This is a genomic window from Alishewanella agri BL06, from assembly GCF_000272005.1.
Taxonomy (GTDB): domain Bacteria; phylum Pseudomonadota; class Gammaproteobacteria; order Enterobacterales; family Alteromonadaceae; genus Alishewanella; species Alishewanella agri.
Genome location: NZ_AKKU01000025.1, coordinates 17,318 through 33,956 on the forward strand (window position 1 = coordinate 17,318; position 16,639 = coordinate 33,956).

Here is a 16,639-nt window from a genome sequence, read left to right on the forward strand (position 1 = left end):
AAAGCCACAGTATGCACAAAAAACAGCAGTAACACTGGTCTTTGCAACCAAGTGCCAACAAATTAAGACAAAAGCCAGCGTAGTGCAAACTTTTGGCGCGAAATTCGCTTTTTAGATACTGGCAGCGGGGAGTTTTACGTAAAAACAGCTACCGTTTGGCAGACGTTGATAGCCAATCTCACCCTGCATTTTCTCAGTTAGCTCTTTACTGATTGCCAGACCTAAACCGGTACCACCCTGAGCGCGGCTACTTTGGTTGTCGGCCTGCGCAAAACGTTGAAACAGCATTGGCTCAAAAGCGGCAGGTACGCCTTTGCCTTCATCAATAACCTGTAGCAGCACCTGTTGCGGTAAACGCTGTAATCTTATAGTGACAGTACTATTCTTGTCGGAGAACTTCAGCGCGTTCGATAGTAAATTACTGCACACCTGGCGTAAGCGTACCTCGTCGGCAATAACCAGATAGGGCGGGGTAGTCTCGGCTTCCAGAGTAATAGCCCGCTGTTGGCTGGTACTCAGCTGCAAAATAAGCGGCTGAACAACTACTGATAAATCCACTACCTCACGCTTAAATGCCATTTTGCCACTGCTTAACTTTTCAAAATCCAGCAGATCATTTACTAACTGATGCAGTTGGCGGCAATTTTGCTGCGCAATGTGCAGCATTTTTAATTGCTGCTCGGTTAAGGGACCTAACACTGAATTCATCGCCAGTCCCAGGGCACCATTAATTGCCGTTAGCGGCGTGCGGAGTTCGTGACTGACCGTCGCCACAAAATCATTTTGCAAACGCTCAGTGCGCTTGCGGGCGGTAATATCACGCAACACAAAGAGCTTATAAAGATTCTGTTGCGGCAGCGGGGTATGAAACAGCAGTAATTCGAATGGGTGGCCGTCGGCACGCTGGCCCTGGCACTCGTATTCAACCGGACCATCTGTGGTCGTATCGAAATGTTGTTCTATATTTTCGCTGCTACTAAGAAGTGTACGCCAGTGCTGCCCCACTAACGCCGGGGGGGTGTAACCAAAGATCCGGTAACAGGCATGATTCGCCGTTTGAATAATGCCTTGCTGATCAATAGTGATGATACCGTCCAGTACATTATCGTGGATACTACGTAACCGTTGTTCGCTTTCAGTTAAGGCGCTACGGCTCTGCTGCAGGCGATAGACCGTTGCAAGTAACCGGCTGAGCAGGTAAAGAAACAGCAAAACGGTACTGTACAGGCTAAGTCTGAGTAATAGTAAACGGGAACCGGGAATACCAGCCTCGCGGATCGCCATTTGCCATTCAGCTCCCCGAATCGCCATATTCAGGGTGAGATGGCGCTCTGAGAAAATCCGGTTATCGCCAAAAAAGCTGACGGCGGGTTCACCCGAGGTACTGACTTCACGTAGTGCGATATCAAGATCCAGCTCGGCGGCTGTGCTGGTCAAAAGTTGCCAGATTTGCTCAATATTAACGACGGTACTTACAATGCCCCAGTAGCTGTCATCTTCCAGAAAGATCGGATAACGATAGATAAAAGCACGCCCACCTTGCACCAGTTCAATCGGGCCGCTGAGCCTGGCCTCACGTTTTGCTATCATCGCTTCAATCGCAGGCCATTGTGCCGGCAGATCCGGATAATAGAGGTTTAGCGCCTGTTCGTTGCCCTGTTCGGGATAGATGTAACTAATCCGGTTCGCCGGGGCGATACCAATATTGCGGATATGCGGAGATTGCCGGACCAGGCCAGCCAGCAGCATCTTAAGTTCATTGGCTTCCAGCTGCCCATGCTTGGCACTAAGGTAGCTGGCCAGGCTGGCAGTTAAGTACAGCGGAATATTTAACTCTTTTTCCAGCCGTACCCGAAGCTGGTCACCGGCGGTAAGTTGCTGCTGCAGAGTGGCGTTGCGCAGCCGCTGTTGCTCATTGTGCAGAATCGTTTCTACCCCGATAACCAGCAACAGGCCCAGCAGAAACAGCAGTAGTCGTTGTCGTTTGCCGAGCGCAAAATTTGGAAAAGGCATAACAAAAGACTCTCAGCAAAAAGTAACAACAGCTCAGATTATAAGCATTAGCGACAAGATTAAAAAGCCAGGTTGACTGTTCGCCTAAAAAAGCGACAGAGATACAATAGACTTACGCCGCAAGCCTGTCTATAATGCGCGCTCTGGATGCACCCGTAGCTCAGCTGGATAGAGCGCTGCCCTCCGGAGGCAGAGGTCAGAGGTTCGAATCCTCTCGGGTGCGCCATATAAATCAACCACTTAGAGCAATCTCAAGTGGTTTTTTTATGTCCGGTGACCAAACGGTGACCATTCTGTGACCAACACTATTTTCCCAAATTTAAAAAATCTGATTTTTCGACCTCTGCTCTAAATTCACTGTAGCAAAAAAATTAATGGACAAGCTAAAGCTTTTAAAACGTATGGTGTTTCACTTCATCCAAGTTTATCGCCCTCAATCTGCGGTTGCTTTAGGTTCGTTTTGAATTTGGCCAGAATCAGTTTTAGTACCTGCTTTTCCGTTTCATTGATTTTGCAGTATAGATAACATTATCCGACAAAAAACTGCCTGAAAAGCATACACTGAGCACCTGCACAGTATGGCGTGAAATAACAGACAGCCTAAGATGGTGGCACACGGATGACATGTCATTAATCATGACACTTTATGGATGAGGTGGAAGGTGCTACTCGCAAGGACAGGGATAAATTGGCAGGGATGCCTGATAGTTTCATAAGTTTGTTAAGCCTCAGTTCGAACAAAAGGAATAGCGGTGTCATCAGGAAACGCATATCAGTCAATTACTGAGTTAGCAGGTTTAACACTGTTTAAGCGCTTTGAAGGCGGTGCAGTTTATACTCAAGAGCATAGCGGCAAATACAATGTGGCCATTGATGAGAGTAGCATTGCCAGTTTACTGCCGCCGGAAGAGCTTGAAGATATGGAGCTTATCAAGGTGCGTGAGTTCAATTCTGAGCAAGAGCGCTTGGTGTATTTAGCATCGAAATATAGTGATTTTACATAGTGTCAGGTATAGCCGCTTAGGGTGTGTAGTAGCTCAGCTGGTAGAGCGCGACCTTGCCAAGGTCGAGGTCACGAGTTCGAACCTCGTAACTCGCTCCAAATACTTAAGAAGCCGCTTACCCAAGCGGCTTTTTTGCATCTGCGGTATCGCTTTTGGCATCGTTATCCTATTCACGTTCTGTGGCACTGTTCACCTTATTTAGTCCCTTCTTAGAACACAAAATCCCCTGCTGGTGCATTATGCGTTAGAACTGCTGTAAGCCGTTGTTATCGAGCCAAATGCGTGCGGGTTGAGGTTTATATATTCGGTTTTATTGGCTTAGAAGAAACCTAATGGATCCTCGCTGTAGCTCACTAACAGGTTCTTGGTTTGCTGATAATGATTCAAGGCCAATTTGTGCGTTTCACGGCCAATACCCGATTTTTTATAGCCACCAAAAGCAGCGTGCGCCGGATACATATGGTAGCAGTTAGTCCACACCCGACCGGCTTCGATTTTGCGGCCAAAATGATAAGCGCGATTCATATTTCGCGTCCACACACCCGCACCTAAGCCAAATTCCGAACTGTTGGCCAGTCGCAATGCTTCAGCTTCATCTTTAAAGGTAGACATGGAAATCACTGGACCAAAAATCTCTTCTTGGAACACCCGCATATCGTTAGTGCCTTTTAAGATAGTCGGCTGAATATAATAGCCACCGTTTAAGTCGTCGTTTAGTTCTTCAACGTGACCGCCGATCAGCACTTGTGCGCCTTCTTTTTTACCGATTTCAATATAACTTAAGATTTTATCAAACTGAGCTTGGGAGGCTTGAGCGCCTACCATGGTTTCGCTGTCTAATGGGTTGCCGCGTTTAATTTGTAGTGTGCGCTCTAAAATGCGCGCAATAAATTGCTCGTAAATGTCTTCCTGAATAAACAGTCGTGACGGGCAAGTACAGACTTCACCTTGGTTAAAATAGGCGAGTACAGCGCCTTCAATGGCCTTACTTAAAAACGCATCATCTTTGTCCATAACATCGTTAAAAAAGATATTTGGCGATTTACCGCCAAGCTCGACGGTTGATGGAATAATATTTTCTGCGGCACATTTCAAAATGTGCGAGCCAACAGGCGTAGAGCCAGTAAAAGCTATTTTGGCAATGCGCGTGCTGGTGGCCAGGGCTTCACCGGCTTCTTTACCAAAGCCATTGACTACATTCAGCACACCGGCTGGCAGCAAATCGCCGATTAATTCAAGCAGCACTAAAATAGAAGCGGGCGTTTGCTCTGCGGGTTTTAAAATGACACAGTTACCGGCAGCTAATGCAGGTGCTAGTTTCCACGCGGCCATTAAAATAGGGAAGTTCCAAGGAATGATTTGGCCAACGACACCCAGTGGCTCATGGAAATGGTATGCAACCGTGGTTTCGTCAATCTCACCAATGCTACCCTCTTGAGCGCGAATGCAGCCAGCAAAATAGCGGAAGTGATCAATAGCTAGCGGAATATCTGCTGCCAAGGTTTCACGAATGGCTTTGCCGTTATCCCAAGACTCAGCAACCGACAACATCTCTAAGTTTTGCTCCATGCGATCGGCAATTTTTAACAAAATATTACTGCGCGTCGCCACTGAAGTCTTGCCCCAAGCGGCTTTAGCCTGATGTGCTTTGTCGAGCGCTAATTCGATATCCTCTTTGCTAGATCGTGGGATCTGACAAAACACCTTGCCGTTAACCGGACTTTTATTTTCAAAATATTGTCCTTTAATGGGAGCGATCCATTCGCCACCAATATAATTACCATATTGCGCTTTAAAGTTTACTAAGGCACCGGCTGTACCTGGATTTGCATAAATCATAGTCTATCCTTTGTCTAAATAGTGATAGTGCATTTAGTGATTAATTAACTAAATTTGGCGGAAGGTTATTGTGTTTTAGCCGCCATAAGTTCACCTTAACGAAGGTGTGTTAAACACGCTTGCTTTCTAGTCCAGACTTTTTGTCTATTTGTCCAAATAGAGGGAGACTATGACAACATCGGTTCTCACCCAAAGACGCCAACGCATTAACGTACTTGTTGAAAACAAAGTGAGCTTTGCCGGTGAGCATGCCGAATTGAGTATTTATGACACCTATCAAGATGCGCAAAAGGTTTCCTTGCATTCCAGCGAGCTATTGTTTTGCGGCATGTTAACGGGCAAGAAAGTCATGCATGTGGCCGATTGCCAATATCATAGTGCTTTTTTACCGCATCAATCTTTTGTCCTGGCACCAGGACAAAAAGTGCTCATCGATTTCCCTGAGGCAACACTGCAACAACCTACTACTTGCTTAGCCATTGAAATTAGTACCGATAAAATTCGTAAAGTGGTAGATGCACTTAATTTTAAACAAGAAATTAGCAACAACGATTTTTTTCATTATGTGCCGAAGTTAGTGCACGGTCAGCATAATCTGCAAACACAACAGTTACTGGAAAAAATGATCACGTTGTTTAGTGAAAACGAGCAACATCGTGAATACTTAATTGAATTGTCATTAAACGAACTGATTACTCGTCTGTTACAGCAGCAAAGCCGCGAGCTGCTGCTGGCCAGTTGTAAGCAAGCTAATATGTCTACCCCGCTGGGGAATGTGCTGAATTTTATTGAACAACATCTGCATGAAGATATTCAGATTGAAACGTTATGTAAGATCGCCTGCATGAGCCGCAGTAAATTTTATCAGCAGTTTAAATTAGCTTTTGGGGTAACCCCAGCGCTATGGCAGCAACAATTGCGGTTACAACAAGCTTATCGCTTATTGCAAGCAGGCGAGCGAATCAGTCAGGTCTGCTACCAGTTAGGCTTCAATAATCCGAGCCACTTTAGTCGGGTGTTTAAGCAAACCTTTGGGGCGTCTCCAAAACACATTACTAAAGCAAATTAGCAGCCGTTTAAAACAGTGTTAACGCATATTACGCTAGTTTAGCTGGTTCAGTGACCTCACTACATCTTCATGTGTGCAGCTTGGTATGAATCGCACCGGTAAATTCGGAGGCGGATTTGTTTGAGTCATGCTGCCGTATCTTGTGTTAATTGTCGATAGTAGTTTTCCTCATATTCAGCTGGCGGGATATCACCAATTGAGCTCAGCAATCGTCTATTGTTAAACCAGTCAACCCAGTCCAGCGTTGCCAACTCAACCTGCTCCAGCCCTCTCCACGGGCCGTCTTTATAAATCACCTCAGCTTTGTACAAGTGATTCTGCTCCGCTTGGTAGTAACTGGATGGCGCCAACACAGTCGCGCCCCACTTGTGACAGAATATCGAATGGCTCTGTGGATTGAGTTTTAAATCTTGCTACCATACGCTCACGAATGTTTCGCGAGTCAGGTAGCAGGTTATCAAAAAAATTATAAACCGCAGCACCCGTGATGCGACCAGGGCGCAAGGGAAGGGACAGTGATAAACTACGTCGGCCGGGAGAGTTCAACCAACTGTTATCATAAATAAAGCTATTTGACCCAGAGTTGTCGCGTTGGTACTCGCCAACCTTATGACCATTCATATAGACATCTAGTGTACTCATCGGTCACCACCCTTCATGCCATGTATTATTGTCTGTCGAAGTGGCGTTTGCGCGAGGAGAAAGAGCGAGTTGTAATTGCAGCGCCGCCAGAATTTTGAAAAACGTGGCCAATTTGCATGACTCCGGTTTATTTTCAAAGTCTGAAATGGTTGCAACACGCAGCCCTACCTGTTTAGCGATATCCGCTTGTGTTAGGCTATGCCGCTTACGATACTCTTTAACAAAAGTACTGAGTTGCTCAGGGCGGGTGATATGCATGGTTCGGTATTCACTTGCTAAGAAAGCCTAATACAACTTATACGCCATGGCGTAACTTGCGTCAATATACGCTTGGGCGTATTTCCGGCGTTGCCTAAATTTTTAAACATCAAACCTACAGGTTTGAACAGTATAAATTGTCTCGCTTCAGGGGGCTCTGCAACTTTGCCCTAAGACATAGGATAATCAAACGCGGCTAAATGTTTGCTTACTTAAATCAAATGCTGCCTGTAAGAGTAATTCTGGTGTTTACCATACTCAAAAATAAGAGTGTGAAGCTGTCCTTGGCACTGTTCTTCGGTTAAAAAACTTGTCCGGATTTATACACTTAACCGTAAATCTACCCTTAATACGCTTAGGCGTATGCTCATTGCTAAGTTTTCGCTTGAAAAATGCATGACTTTCCGACGATTCCCCACATTTTCCATGTTTTTTGTCGGAAAAGCCTTATTTCCGACATTCCATACAATTTTCGACAGAAAACGTCGGATTTATCCGACAAAACCATTAATATTCCTGCTTTTTTGTCGCAAAAACGCTGTTTTGCTTCGGCGATTTTACATTCTTCATCACTTCTGTGTTTTCACTTAAATAAAGTGAAAACAGTGGCTTGTCATTGGCTGTTAGGCTGCAACTCTTGTAATAAATGTTGATGATTAGATTTTTAGACCATCAGGCCTTAAAACGATTTTAAAGCAGATATTAATGTATGGCATGTGATGAATTTGATGACAGATGAGTAAGATAGAAAAGTCAGACTAGCTGCGGTAAAAATCTTCAGCAATTTATGTGCGGAATGGTCAATTTTGCCTGAGCAATCATTTGGGCTTCTAGGTTTGGCTGATGTCGAAGACTTCTATGCATGGCAAATGCCTGGATCTTCACGGGTGCGCCAATCTCTATCAGCTTTAGCGCGGGGTAAGGTGTTGGACTGCTCAATACGTCGGGCAGTGCGGGTGGAAATGGCAGACTTCGCAGCAGCGATTTCTTGAGTCATGCTTTGTTGGCGATGCTGCATATACAGCTCCTCTTGTCGGTGGGTGATATGTTGTCTTGGCACCTTGAACTCCGAACTGAAAACAAGGTACCTATTGTGACACCCAACCGGCCAAGATAATTGTCGTCAACCGGTCATCCTAATTGTCGCCGAACATCCCCCCCGGCAATCGAGGGGGGGGCTGCGTAGGGCCGTGTGACCCCATCCTGCAGCGTGACCTGATTGAGTCAAGGCCGGGTTGTCATGCAGGCAGTTTGGCTGCAAGCAGTTCGACCTTCTCGATATTGGGCGGAGAACTGAGCAAGGTCGCGGCGTTGGCCATCAAGGCCGCAGCGATCTGGCCGTTCAGATGTGCCTGACGACCTGCCTCATCGGCAAAGGCATCGAACACACCGAACGTCGAAGGGCCAAACTTCAATGCAAACCAGGCAGTGGTGCCGGATTCGGCGTTGGCGAGCGGCAGTGCGCTGGCCAGGAAGTCGGCAAGCGCAGCCTCCTGGCCGGGTTTGGCTTCGAGGCGAACAAACAGGGCGAGCTTAGTCATACTGTAATCCTTTGGGTAAATGGTTTAGGTGAAAGCATCGACGAGCCTGCAGTCTAAGTGTTCATGACAACCATTTATATAGACAACAATGACAACTTTGATATCATTATTGCCATGAAACTTCATATCCTTGTTTGTGATGGCGTGTTTGATCTGGGGCTTGCGGCGCTCACTGACACAGTGGGCTTGGCCAATGCGATGTCGGGCTCGCTGCCACAGGCTCCCGCGCACATAGAGCTCACGCTGGTGGCCGTGCGGCGTCGCATCCGAACTGCGCAAGGCTTGACGGTCCCCGTGGTCACTGCGCGTGGCGTGCCGGAACCAGACGTCGTGCTCGTGCCCGCGTTTGGTGACAAGATGCCTGACACGCTCTCGGCTCGGCTCACACGCCCCGACGTGCCCGATGCGGTCGCCGCGCTACAGCTGTGGTCCACCGCTGGCGCGCACCTTGGTGCCGCCTGCTCCGGTAGTTTCTTACTTGCAGAGAGTGGCCTGCTTGATGGGCATCGTGCGACGACGTCATGGTGGCTGGGGCCGATGTTTCGGCAGCGCTATCCGAACGTCAAGCTGGACGAGTCACGCATGATCGTGAACTCGACACGCTTCACTACCGCGGGTGCCGCTTTGGCCCACGTCGACTTGGCCTTGCGCATCATCCGGGAGCGCAGTCCGGCGCTGGCGGCCCTGGTGGCACGCTATCTGCTGGTCGAGGCACGCAGTTCGCAAGCCGAGTTCGTGATTCCCGACCACCTTGCGCATGCCGACCCGATGGTCGAGCGCTTCGAGAGCTGGGCCAGACGTCGGCTCGCGCAGGGGTTCTCGCTGGCGGAGGCGGCCAGCGCCGCGGGCACAAGCGAGCGCACCTTGGCGCGGCGGCTGCAAAGCGTTTTGGGCAAGACACCACTGTCGTATTTCCAGGACCTGCGCGTGGAGCATGCCGTCCATCTCTTGCGTACCGGAAACGCCAGCGTCGACCAGGTCGCCGCACAGGTCGGGTATTCGGATGGGGCGACCCTGCGAACCCTGTTGCGCCGCAAGCTGGGCCGGGGTGTCAGGGAGTTGCGACGCGGCGGATGACCAGAGGCGTTTGGTGTATGTACGGCTGGAGACCGCCGCGCTAGCTGACAGAGCAATTCTGCCAACAGCATGGGAGTAGCTACTTTTTCAACAGAAGCGGGCAATAGCGGTCATCAGGGCTGGCTTGAATCGGGGCCGAAGGATTACGCTCTCAGCCCATAATTGCTGGTCAGACAGTTACCACGATCTTGCCGATCTGCTGATTGGCTTCAAGGAAACGATGGGCATCCTGGATGTCGCTAAGCGCGAATGTCTTTGCGATGATCGGGCGCAACGCACCGGACTTCAACCCTTGCAGAATAAAAGCCTTCGCTCTCTCCAGGGCTTCAGGGGCGGCCACAATCTCTGCGTAGAGATAACCCTTCAAAGTCAGGCTTTTGCCCAGCACAGTAAACAGTGGGAATGGTGTTGGTTCAGAGCTAAGTGCGCCGTACACCAGCAAAATTCCGCCCCGCGCCATGCTCTGCGTGAGAGGTTCAAAGGACGGCCCGCCTACAGGATCGAATACAACGCGAGCGCCTTGACCGGCAGTTATCGTCATAACACGCTCGACGATATCCTCTTCATCGCTGACGATGACATGCGCAGCGCCTGCATCAAGCAGGGCCTGCTTCTTCGCGTGAGTTCGAGTGATCGCAATCGATGTGGCGCCGACCATTCGAGCCATTTGGAAGGCGGCCAAGCCAACACTGCTTGACGCGGCGGTAACGATGACAAAATCGCCCTGCCGTAGCTTTGCCTGTTCAATCAATGCTCCCCAGGCGGTGACGTACTGCATCCAAGACGCCGCAGCCTCTTCAAAGGACAAGTTCTCAGGGCTCTTTACCACCAGGTGGGCCGGTACATTGGCCAACTCGCCGTAGGTGCCCCAGCGAGCAATATCCAGAGGTGGGATCAGAGCGACCGAGTCACCAATAGTGATCTCGGTTACGTCGTTCCCAACTGCCGTTACGATGCCTGCGGCCTCGTAGCCTAAGCGGCTGGGGAACTCCGCTTCTTGTAGGTATGCGTGATTGCGGAACATCACTTCGGCTCGGTTCAGGCCAATGGCTTTAACACTAATCTGCACCTCGTTTGCTGCTGGTGCCGATACTTCCAGATCTTCCAGCTTCAGAACGCTGGCGTCACCGTATTCATGAATTCTGACAATGCGTGCCATATAGATACCTCGTTTATCAATGGGCCTCGACGTACATCCGGAAGGTATCCGGGCACTCGAAGGCTGGAGAGTAAATTAAAAACTGTGCCGCCCGATAAGAAATATGACGCCAGGCAAACGCTAGCCAAGCCGTTGCTCGCGCAATTCAAAAGCTGGTTGGATAAATCAAGCGAGAGTGTCACGAAAGAAAGTTTACTGGGAGCGGCTATTACGTATAGCCTGAATCAGTGGCCCAAGCTTGTCCGCTATCTGGATGATGGCCGATTAAATATCGATAACAACCGTGCGGAGCACGCCATCAAACCGTTCGTGATTGGTCGCAAGGCGTGGTTGTTCGCTAATACCAAGACGGGAGCACAAGCCAGTGCGGCACTGTACAGCCTGGTCGAGACCTCAAAAATCAACGGAGTGGAGCCGTATGATTACCTATGCCGCTTATTAACCGAGCTACCCAAAGCCAACACCCAAGAGAAACTACAGCAACTCCTGCCTTACTGATCACCCGCCACACCGCAAGGTGTGGTTGGCGTTACGCTTACACCTGATCCTAGAACTTCTCTCCCCAGCACGTATTAAACTACGAGTAACAAAGCTTCTAAAGTGCAGTGGCAGTGTCTTCAGGCAAAAGGTATGACCTCGATGGGAGCCGCCCTAAAGATTGCCAAGGTCGTGACCGAGGACATTGTGACCATTGCGTCACCTGCTTATCGCCCGACAATTGTTCTTGTTTCTAATGGACAGCCCAATGATAGCTGCCGTTTCACCATGAAAGCATTGCATTTCATGATGAAACGGTCGGAACTTAGATTACTTAATAACGATAGGGTTGATCGGTGACCCTGAACCACGTGCCATCTTCAACGGAGCAGCGGTGAACATAAAGGTGTATTGACCATCTTTAGCGCTGTCAGCCGCCAGATCGTCTAACCAATAAAGCTCGCTTAAAACCACGCCCAAGTCGCGAATCAACGCGCCGTGCAATGGAATCACGTAATCAACGCCGTCAATCTTTTGTGGCACCAGCTCGACCGCTAGGTTATCCGCAGCAATCACTGGAATTTCCATCGCATCGACCCATTTCACCAGTTCTTTGCTGTAACAAAGGCCTGGTTCAGTGGTTGCAGTCCATTCCGCATCTGGCGTATCAGTGTAGAAACGACCGACTGAACCTGTACGAATCAACAGGATATCGCGCTTTTCAATGGTCACACCTTGCGCTTTCGCGGTATCTTTCAAATCTTCTAAAGTTACACAGCTACTTGGTGCAAGGCGGCCTGATTTGCCACCTTTAAGTTTACCCACATCCAGCAGTATACCGCGGCCGACAATACCGTGGCTCGCCAGACTACCGATATCAACGTGGTCATGACCGTGAACGGTGCTGTCTGCACTCACGCCACCGTAGACCTTGTCGCCGTACCATGCGTGACCCAAGGCATCCATATGAGTGGTACCTTGCAAATACATAAATACCGCGTCGTCGGAATACTTAACTCCACCCGCAAGCGTATCGAGCTTGCCAGTTGAATACATACTTTCGTCTTGCGTCATATAATGCATGGCCGGCACGCGCCCCGGGAAAACGGGACCCACGCCGTGAATCATCGGTAATTGTAAGGTGAATTTTTTACCTTGCTTGACCGCCTTTACACCACGCAATGCCTGCGCATCGTCGAGATAATTCAGGGCACCGATTTGGTCGTTAGTACCCCATTTACCCCAGTTTTTTGGCATGTCTGCTTGCAGCTTTTCAATTGGAGTTTCGCTCGCAACAGCAACGGCAGCTAGGCTAACAAAAGCTGCGGTAAGTGCTGCCGAGATCAGTGTTTTAGTTGTCTTCATGATAAAAGTCCTTCTTGTTATTGGTGTTATTATCAGTTGTTTAGTTTTATGTACTTCGTTTCGAGGTATTCCTCGATGCCTTGACGGCCGCCCTCACGGCCCATACCCGACGCTTTGATACCTCCAAATGGCACAGCCGCATCGGAAATCAGGCCGCTATTAATGCCTACCATCCCGACTTCAAGCTGCCTTACAAAGCGTTGAATTTGTTCTATATTCTGTGTAAATACATAGGCTGCCAAGCCCGCGTGCTGAACGCGCAATTGTTGCAATAGCGTGCTGCTATCAATGAAGCGCACTAGTGGTGCCACTGGCCCAAAAATCTCTTCTTGGACACAACGTGCCGAAGCATCGACCTCGGTGATCACCGTAGGTAAATACCAGTTTCCATGGTCACGCCAGCGTTTTCCGCCGCAACGAATTTCACCACCATGCTGGATCGCGTCTGTGACCATTTGTTCGACTTTGTGCAACGCCGCACGATTGATCAGCGGCCCCACCGTCACCTCAGGTTGATCGCCCGTTCCCAGTTGCAACTGTTGCACACGGTCAGTCAGGCGCTGGGCAAAGTCATCATAGACGCTGTCGGCAACATAAAAGGCATTAGCGCAAACACAGGTTTGTCCGGCATTACGGAATTTAGCAGCGATTGCTCCGTCGACAGCAGCATCAAGATCAGCATCGGCACAAACTATGAAAGGAGCGTTGCCACCTAACTCCAGCGATAGGCGCTTAAGCGTCGGTGCACAAGCTGCCATTAAACTGCGTCCTACTGCGGTCGAGCCGGTGAAGCTTAGCTTGCGCACCCTTGACGATTGGGTTAAACGCTCGCCAATCACTTGCGCATCACCCGTCACCACATTGAGCACCCCAGCCGGAATACCTACTTGCGCGGCAAGTTCAGCGAGCGCTAACGCGGTGAAAGGGGTATCGGGCGCTGGTTTGACGATCTTGGTGCAGCCAGCGGCCAAAGCGGGGGCAACCTTACGCGTTATCATTGCCGCCGGAAAATTCCACGGCGTAATGGCGGCGCAAACCCCTACCGGCTCACTTGTCACCAGCATATCTAAAGGTTGCTGACCATAAGGTAACGCGGCGCCGATATCGAGCAAGGCGGGTTGCGCGAACCACTGGATATAACTGGCCGCATAATCAATCTCACCGAGCGCTTCGGCATAGGGCTTACCTTGTTCGAGGGTGAGGATTCGAGCTAACCGCTTACGCTCGGCCTTAATACTGTTGAACCAAGCCGTAAGCAGCGCACAGCGTTCACGCACGGGCACTTCCCGCCAGTGATAAAATGCCGCTTCGGCCGCTTCAATACAGTCATCGATTTGTTGTACGCCGAGCTGGGGCACAGCACCTAAGCGTTCGCCCGTGGCCGGATTGAATACCGACTGAGTGCTCTTATCAAGCGCGTCGACCCATTTGCCATTGACATAGGCCTGCTGGCGTAACTGCGGTATTTCGTTGTGAAACATCTGCACTTCTTTAACTCCTACTATTGATACGAGCTGCGCTGGTTGAGCCAACGCTTTTGCTTTTTGACCAAGGTCGATTGATCGATGCCGAGAGCCGTCGCTGCTTGCCGTGTGGTACCATACATGGCCATCGCCTGTTCAATCAGTCTCTGTTCCAGCCGTTCAACCTGGTCTTTCAGGCTCAACCCGGGGCTTCTATAACTCTCATTAACTCCTAACTCGATGGGCAATTGCGCAGTGGTTATCAGTGACTGCTCAGCAGTCACCACTAAGCGTTCAGTGAGATTAATCAGTTCACGAATGTTACCCGGCCAGGCATAACGTTGCATCCGTTCAATCACCTCGCGCTGCCAGCGGCAATCGAATTCATACTTGCAGTTAAAATGATGCAGATAGTGTTCTAACAGAGCTTCGATTTCTTCGGCACGTTCACGCAGCGGGGGGAGTTCCAACGGTACAACTCTGAGGCGATACAGCAAATCTTCGCGAAAACGCTGTTGTGCCACCAGTTGATGTAAATCGTGATGGGTAGCAGAAATCAAGCGAAAATTGGTGCGCTTGAATTGCGTACCGCCGACTGGAATAAAGCGATTTTCTGCGATCACCTTGAGCAGTTTGGCCTGCAGACTTAACGGCAAGTCACCAATTTCATCAAGGAATAGCGTGCCATTATTTGCTGCCTCTAAAAGCCCTGTTTTGCCTTTCTGCGAGGCCCCTGTAAACGCCCCCGGAACATAACCGAACAACTCGGCTTCGAGCAGGCTTTCTGGCATTGCCGCACAGTTCAGCTCAATAAAGGGTCCTTTCGCGACGCTACTGTATTCGTGAATGGTGCGTGCCAGAAGCGTCTTACCTGTACCGGTCTCACCTTGAATCAGGATCTTCGCTGCTGTCGGTGCGACGCGCTTAGCCAGATCGTAGCACTGCTGCGTTGCCCGACTAATAATGAAGGGCTCGTGCTCTTGCTCACCACTATAGTGTTCGCGCACATGTAAGATTTGTTCAAGCTGCTCTTCAGCCCGCTTCGCTTGCAGCAACTCGGTCACGTCGCGCACCGTCGTCAACACATATTCAATGCGCCCTTCGCGATCAAACATGGGCGTTCCCGACACTAGTATCTGGTGGCATTCGCCAATGTTTTGGGTCAAGGTGACTGGTCCCTGTTCTTTAAGCACTTCCAGTGTCACCGACCGTGAGATATAGCCGCGTTGCACCACTTCCGACATGTGCAAGCCCGTCAGTGCCTGCCGTGGAATACCGGAGATCCGTTCATAGGCTTTGTTGACCGTTAACGTGATACCATTACCATCGGTGATGTACACGCCATCGCTCATGGCATCAATGATACGCTGTAAGTTGTCACCGGAAATCATGACTGCTGCTCCCGTAAGCGCCAGCCGTATATCAAGAAACACAGGAGTAAGCCGGCAGCGAATGCCCAAGTAGCGCCTTTGACGACTAAGATAGCGGCGATAACGCCGGCGATACCAAGATCACGCTCAGATTGCGCTTCTTGAATGCCGATACGTACACTGACATAGCCTTGAATCAGAAGGGTTAACGCCAACGCGATGCCCAATATGGGTTGTACGAGGCTAACCACGGGCAGCAACAGTAAGCCAGTATTGGTGCCCCAGCGGAACGAACCTGCACCACCGAAAATCGAGTCCATGGCTTGTCGACCTTTTTTGAAGCGCTCGACAATAACTACATGCATCGCCGCCCACAGCGGACCACACATGGTTACATCCGGTCCGATAAAACTCATTCCCAAGTTCCGTGCGCCAAAAATCATGTGCGCACGGTCGGGGTCATAATCAATTTTTTCATCTTGTCGCACTTCATCGGCTTCGTCCAGAATCGCCTTGCTTTGCAGGACATCGCCAAACAGAACGATGTATGCCGCAAGTACTGTCGGGATTGCCGTTATATACATACTCCAAGGTGGCAGGCCAACCCCAAACACGGTGTATTGACTGAACATGGTGACAAAATCGGGCGATGTGAAACCCCATTCGATATCAGGCCATGGTGCTTCTGAGAACAGCGGCGCTAGTACTATCGCCAACGCAATAATCGGGAAAATACCGAGTTTACCGATGGTTGCAAACAACCAATGACGGCTTTGCAGCGCAGTGAAGTGCTTCGAAAAAATCAAGTAAAATGCGATGCCTACGGCAATCGAAATCGTAAACGGGTAGCTCTCGAAACGACCACCATCGTCAAACACTACGGCAATGGCTGCCAGACCTGCACCCATGATAATACCAGCCTTCATGGCGCTGGGAATCAATTGCACGACGCGTTTAGCGGCTCCCAACGCGCCAAGGGATATTGCGAACAACCCAAGCATCATTTGGAAGGCAATCAGCGCATGCACCCGCGCCTCACCCTCAGGGAACGCCCCAACATACATCATCAGCAGAGGAATCGCCGGAGTGATCCAACCGGGTACTACTGGGTCTCCGAGCAAATGATGCAGCAAATAAAATAGCCCGTTGATGACCACAATGGCCAACGCTGCCTCAAACGGCATCCCCAACAGCTCGGTCATAAGCGAAATTGCGGCCAAGTCGACCGCACACATCAGTAGACCTTGAAAGTAATCCGGCCATTCAAACCGATAATGAATAAACGGTAACCGCAGTTTAAACGGTCCCAGCGCGAAAAACGGAGCCTCTGCACCAAACGTACGTTGCTTCCATAAAGACATA

14 protein-coding genes, 2 tRNA genes and 2 pseudogenes are annotated in these 16,639 nt (G+C 49.9%); 6 read left to right on the top strand and 12 right to left on the bottom strand.

What is annotated here, in order from left to right:
• Positions 1–111: 111 nt before the first annotated feature.
• Entirely contained in the window at positions 112–2,013 is a 1,902-nt protein-coding gene (locus AGRI_RS12395) for an ATP-binding protein (RefSeq protein ID WP_008985250.1), read from the bottom strand.
• Between the two features lie 149 nt (positions 2,014–2,162).
• On the opposite strand from AGRI_RS12395, the gene AGRI_RS12400 reads away from it, so the two are divergent.
• From AGRI_RS12400 to AGRI_RS12410, 3 genes are all read left to right on the top strand, one after another.
• Positions 2,163–2,239, top strand: a tRNA-Arg gene (locus AGRI_RS12400).
• Between the two features lie 526 nt (positions 2,240–2,765).
• Positions 2,766–3,017, top strand: a complete 252-nt coding sequence (locus AGRI_RS12405) for a hypothetical protein (RefSeq protein ID WP_008985251.1) — start codon at positions 2,766–2,768, stop codon at positions 3,015–3,017.
• A 23-nt stretch (positions 3,018–3,040) separates the two neighbouring features.
• Positions 3,041–3,115: transfer RNA gene (locus tag AGRI_RS12410), tRNA-Gly, on the top strand.
• A gap of 220 nt (positions 3,116–3,335) precedes the next feature.
• On the opposite strand, the gene exaC is transcribed toward AGRI_RS12410, so the two are convergent.
• A complete protein-coding gene (gene exaC / locus AGRI_RS12415) occupies positions 3,336–4,856 on the bottom strand; it encodes an acetaldehyde dehydrogenase ExaC (RefSeq protein WP_008609528.1) in 1,521 nt (506 codons plus the stop codon).
• 169 nt (positions 4,857–5,025) lie between these two features.
• On the opposite strand from exaC, the gene AGRI_RS12420 reads away from it, so the two are divergent.
• Entirely contained in the window at positions 5,026–5,925 is a 900-nt protein-coding gene (locus AGRI_RS12420; protein ID WP_008985252.1) for an AraC family transcriptional regulator, read from the top strand.
• Positions 5,926–6,050: 125 nt separating this feature from the next.
• Here AGRI_RS12420 and AGRI_RS12425 read toward each other — a convergent pair.
• From AGRI_RS12425 to AGRI_RS12435, 5 genes and pseudogenes are all read right to left on the bottom strand, one after another.
• A pseudogene (locus AGRI_RS12425) lies at positions 6,051–6,242 on the bottom strand (IS3 family transposase); the annotation flags it as partial.
• Positions 6,223–6,567 (bottom strand): HipA N-terminal domain-containing protein, encoded by a 345-nt coding sequence (locus tag AGRI_RS16410; protein WP_337445397.1) that lies wholly within the window; start codon positions 6,565–6,567, stop codon positions 6,223–6,225. The gene AGRI_RS16410 and the pseudogene AGRI_RS12425, both read right to left, overlap by 20 nt.
• 3 nt (positions 6,568–6,570) lie before the next feature.
• Positions 6,571–6,825, bottom strand: a complete 255-nt coding sequence (locus AGRI_RS12430; RefSeq protein WP_008985255.1) for a helix-turn-helix domain-containing protein — start codon at positions 6,823–6,825, stop codon at positions 6,571–6,573.
• A gap of 856 nt (positions 6,826–7,681) precedes the next feature.
• A complete protein-coding gene (locus tag AGRI_RS16545; protein ID WP_156808392.1) occupies positions 7,682–7,885 on the bottom strand; it encodes a hypothetical protein in 204 nt (67 codons plus the stop codon).
• Between the two features lie 178 nt (positions 7,886–8,063).
• Positions 8,064–8,366 (bottom strand): putative quinol monooxygenase, encoded by a 303-nt coding sequence (locus AGRI_RS12435; RefSeq protein WP_007182542.1) that lies wholly within the window; start codon positions 8,364–8,366, stop codon positions 8,064–8,066.
• 768 nt (positions 8,367–9,134) lie between these two features.
• On the opposite strand from AGRI_RS12435, the gene AGRI_RS16790 reads away from it, so the two are divergent.
• Positions 9,135–9,443 carry a helix-turn-helix domain-containing protein gene (locus AGRI_RS16790; RefSeq protein ID WP_414631646.1) on the top strand — a complete coding sequence of 103 codons (309 nt, stop codon included), beginning with the start codon at positions 9,135–9,137 and terminating at the stop codon, positions 9,441–9,443.
• Between the two features lie 169 nt (positions 9,444–9,612).
• Here the strand turns inward: AGRI_RS16790 and AGRI_RS12445 are convergent, their stop codons facing one another.
• A complete protein-coding gene (locus AGRI_RS12445) occupies positions 9,613–10,602 on the bottom strand; it encodes a zinc-dependent alcohol dehydrogenase family protein (protein WP_008985258.1) in 990 nt (329 codons plus the stop codon).
• Positions 10,603–10,665: 63 nt separating this feature from the next.
• Between AGRI_RS12445 and AGRI_RS12450 the strand changes: the two are divergent.
• Positions 10,666–11,100 (top strand): annotated as a pseudogene (locus AGRI_RS12450) (IS66 family transposase); the annotation flags it as partial.
• Between the two features lie 309 nt (positions 11,101–11,409).
• On the opposite strand, the gene AGRI_RS12460 reads toward AGRI_RS12450, so the two are convergent.
• The 4 genes from AGRI_RS12460 to AGRI_RS12475 are packed head-to-tail and all read right to left on the bottom strand — an operon-like array spanning position 11,410 to position 16,638.
• On the bottom strand, positions 11,410–12,444 hold the full coding sequence (locus AGRI_RS12460; RefSeq protein WP_008985260.1) for a cyclase family protein: 1,035 nt from the start codon (positions 12,442–12,444) through the stop codon (positions 11,410–11,412).
• Positions 12,445–12,476: 32 nt separating this feature from the next.
• Positions 12,477–13,925 (bottom strand): NAD-dependent succinate-semialdehyde dehydrogenase, encoded by a 1,449-nt coding sequence (locus AGRI_RS12465; RefSeq protein ID WP_008985261.1) that lies wholly within the window; start codon positions 13,923–13,925, stop codon positions 12,477–12,479.
• Between the two features lie 20 nt (positions 13,926–13,945).
• Positions 13,946–15,298, bottom strand: a complete 1,353-nt coding sequence (locus AGRI_RS12470) for a sigma-54 interaction domain-containing protein (protein ID WP_008985262.1) — start codon at positions 15,296–15,298, stop codon at positions 13,946–13,948.
• Positions 15,295–16,638, bottom strand: coding sequence for a permease family protein (locus AGRI_RS12475; protein ID WP_008985263.1), 1,344 nt, complete (start codon positions 16,636–16,638; stop codon positions 15,295–15,297). The genes AGRI_RS12470 and AGRI_RS12475 overlap by 4 nt, the downstream gene beginning before the upstream one ends.
• Position 16,639 lies beyond the last annotated feature (1 nt).

Excerpts from the sequence above, each read along its gene's own strand:
- AGRI_RS12395 (WP_008985250.1), bottom strand. The coding sequence starts at position 2,013 with ATGCCTTTTCCAAATTTTGCGCTCGGCAAACGACAACGACTACTGCTG.
- exaC (WP_008609528.1), bottom strand. The coding sequence starts at position 4,856 with ATGATTTATGCAAATCCAGGTACAGCCGGTGCCTTAGTAAACTTTAAA.
- AGRI_RS12420 (WP_008985252.1), top strand. The coding sequence starts at position 5,026 with ATGACAACATCGGTTCTCACCCAAAGACGCCAACGCATTAACGTACTT.
- AGRI_RS16410 (WP_337445397.1), bottom strand. The coding sequence starts at position 6,567 with ATGAGTACACTAGATGTCTATATGAATGGTCATAAGGTTGGCGAGTAC.
- AGRI_RS12430 (WP_008985255.1), bottom strand. The coding sequence starts at position 6,825 with ATGCATATCACCCGCCCTGAGCAACTCAGTACTTTTGTTAAAGAGTAT.
- AGRI_RS12435 (WP_007182542.1), bottom strand. The coding sequence starts at position 8,366 with ATGACTAAGCTCGCCCTGTTTGTTCGCCTCGAAGCCAAACCCGGCCAG.
- AGRI_RS16790 (WP_414631646.1), top strand. The coding sequence starts at position 9,135 with ATGGTCGAGCGCTTCGAGAGCTGGGCCAGACGTCGGCTCGCGCAGGGG.
- AGRI_RS12445 (WP_008985258.1), bottom strand. The coding sequence starts at position 10,602 with ATGGCACGCATTGTCAGAATTCATGAATACGGTGACGCCAGCGTTCTG.
- AGRI_RS12460 (WP_008985260.1), bottom strand. The coding sequence starts at position 12,444 with ATGAAGACAACTAAAACACTGATCTCGGCAGCACTTACCGCAGCTTTT.
- AGRI_RS12465 (WP_008985261.1), bottom strand. The coding sequence starts at position 13,925 with ATGTTTCACAACGAAATACCGCAGTTACGCCAGCAGGCCTATGTCAAT.
- AGRI_RS12470 (WP_008985262.1), bottom strand. The coding sequence starts at position 15,298 with ATGATTTCCGGTGACAACTTACAGCGTATCATTGATGCCATGAGCGAT.
- AGRI_RS12475 (WP_008985263.1), bottom strand. The coding sequence starts at position 16,638 with ATGTCTTTATGGAAGCAACGTACGTTTGGTGCAGAGGCTCCGTTTTTC.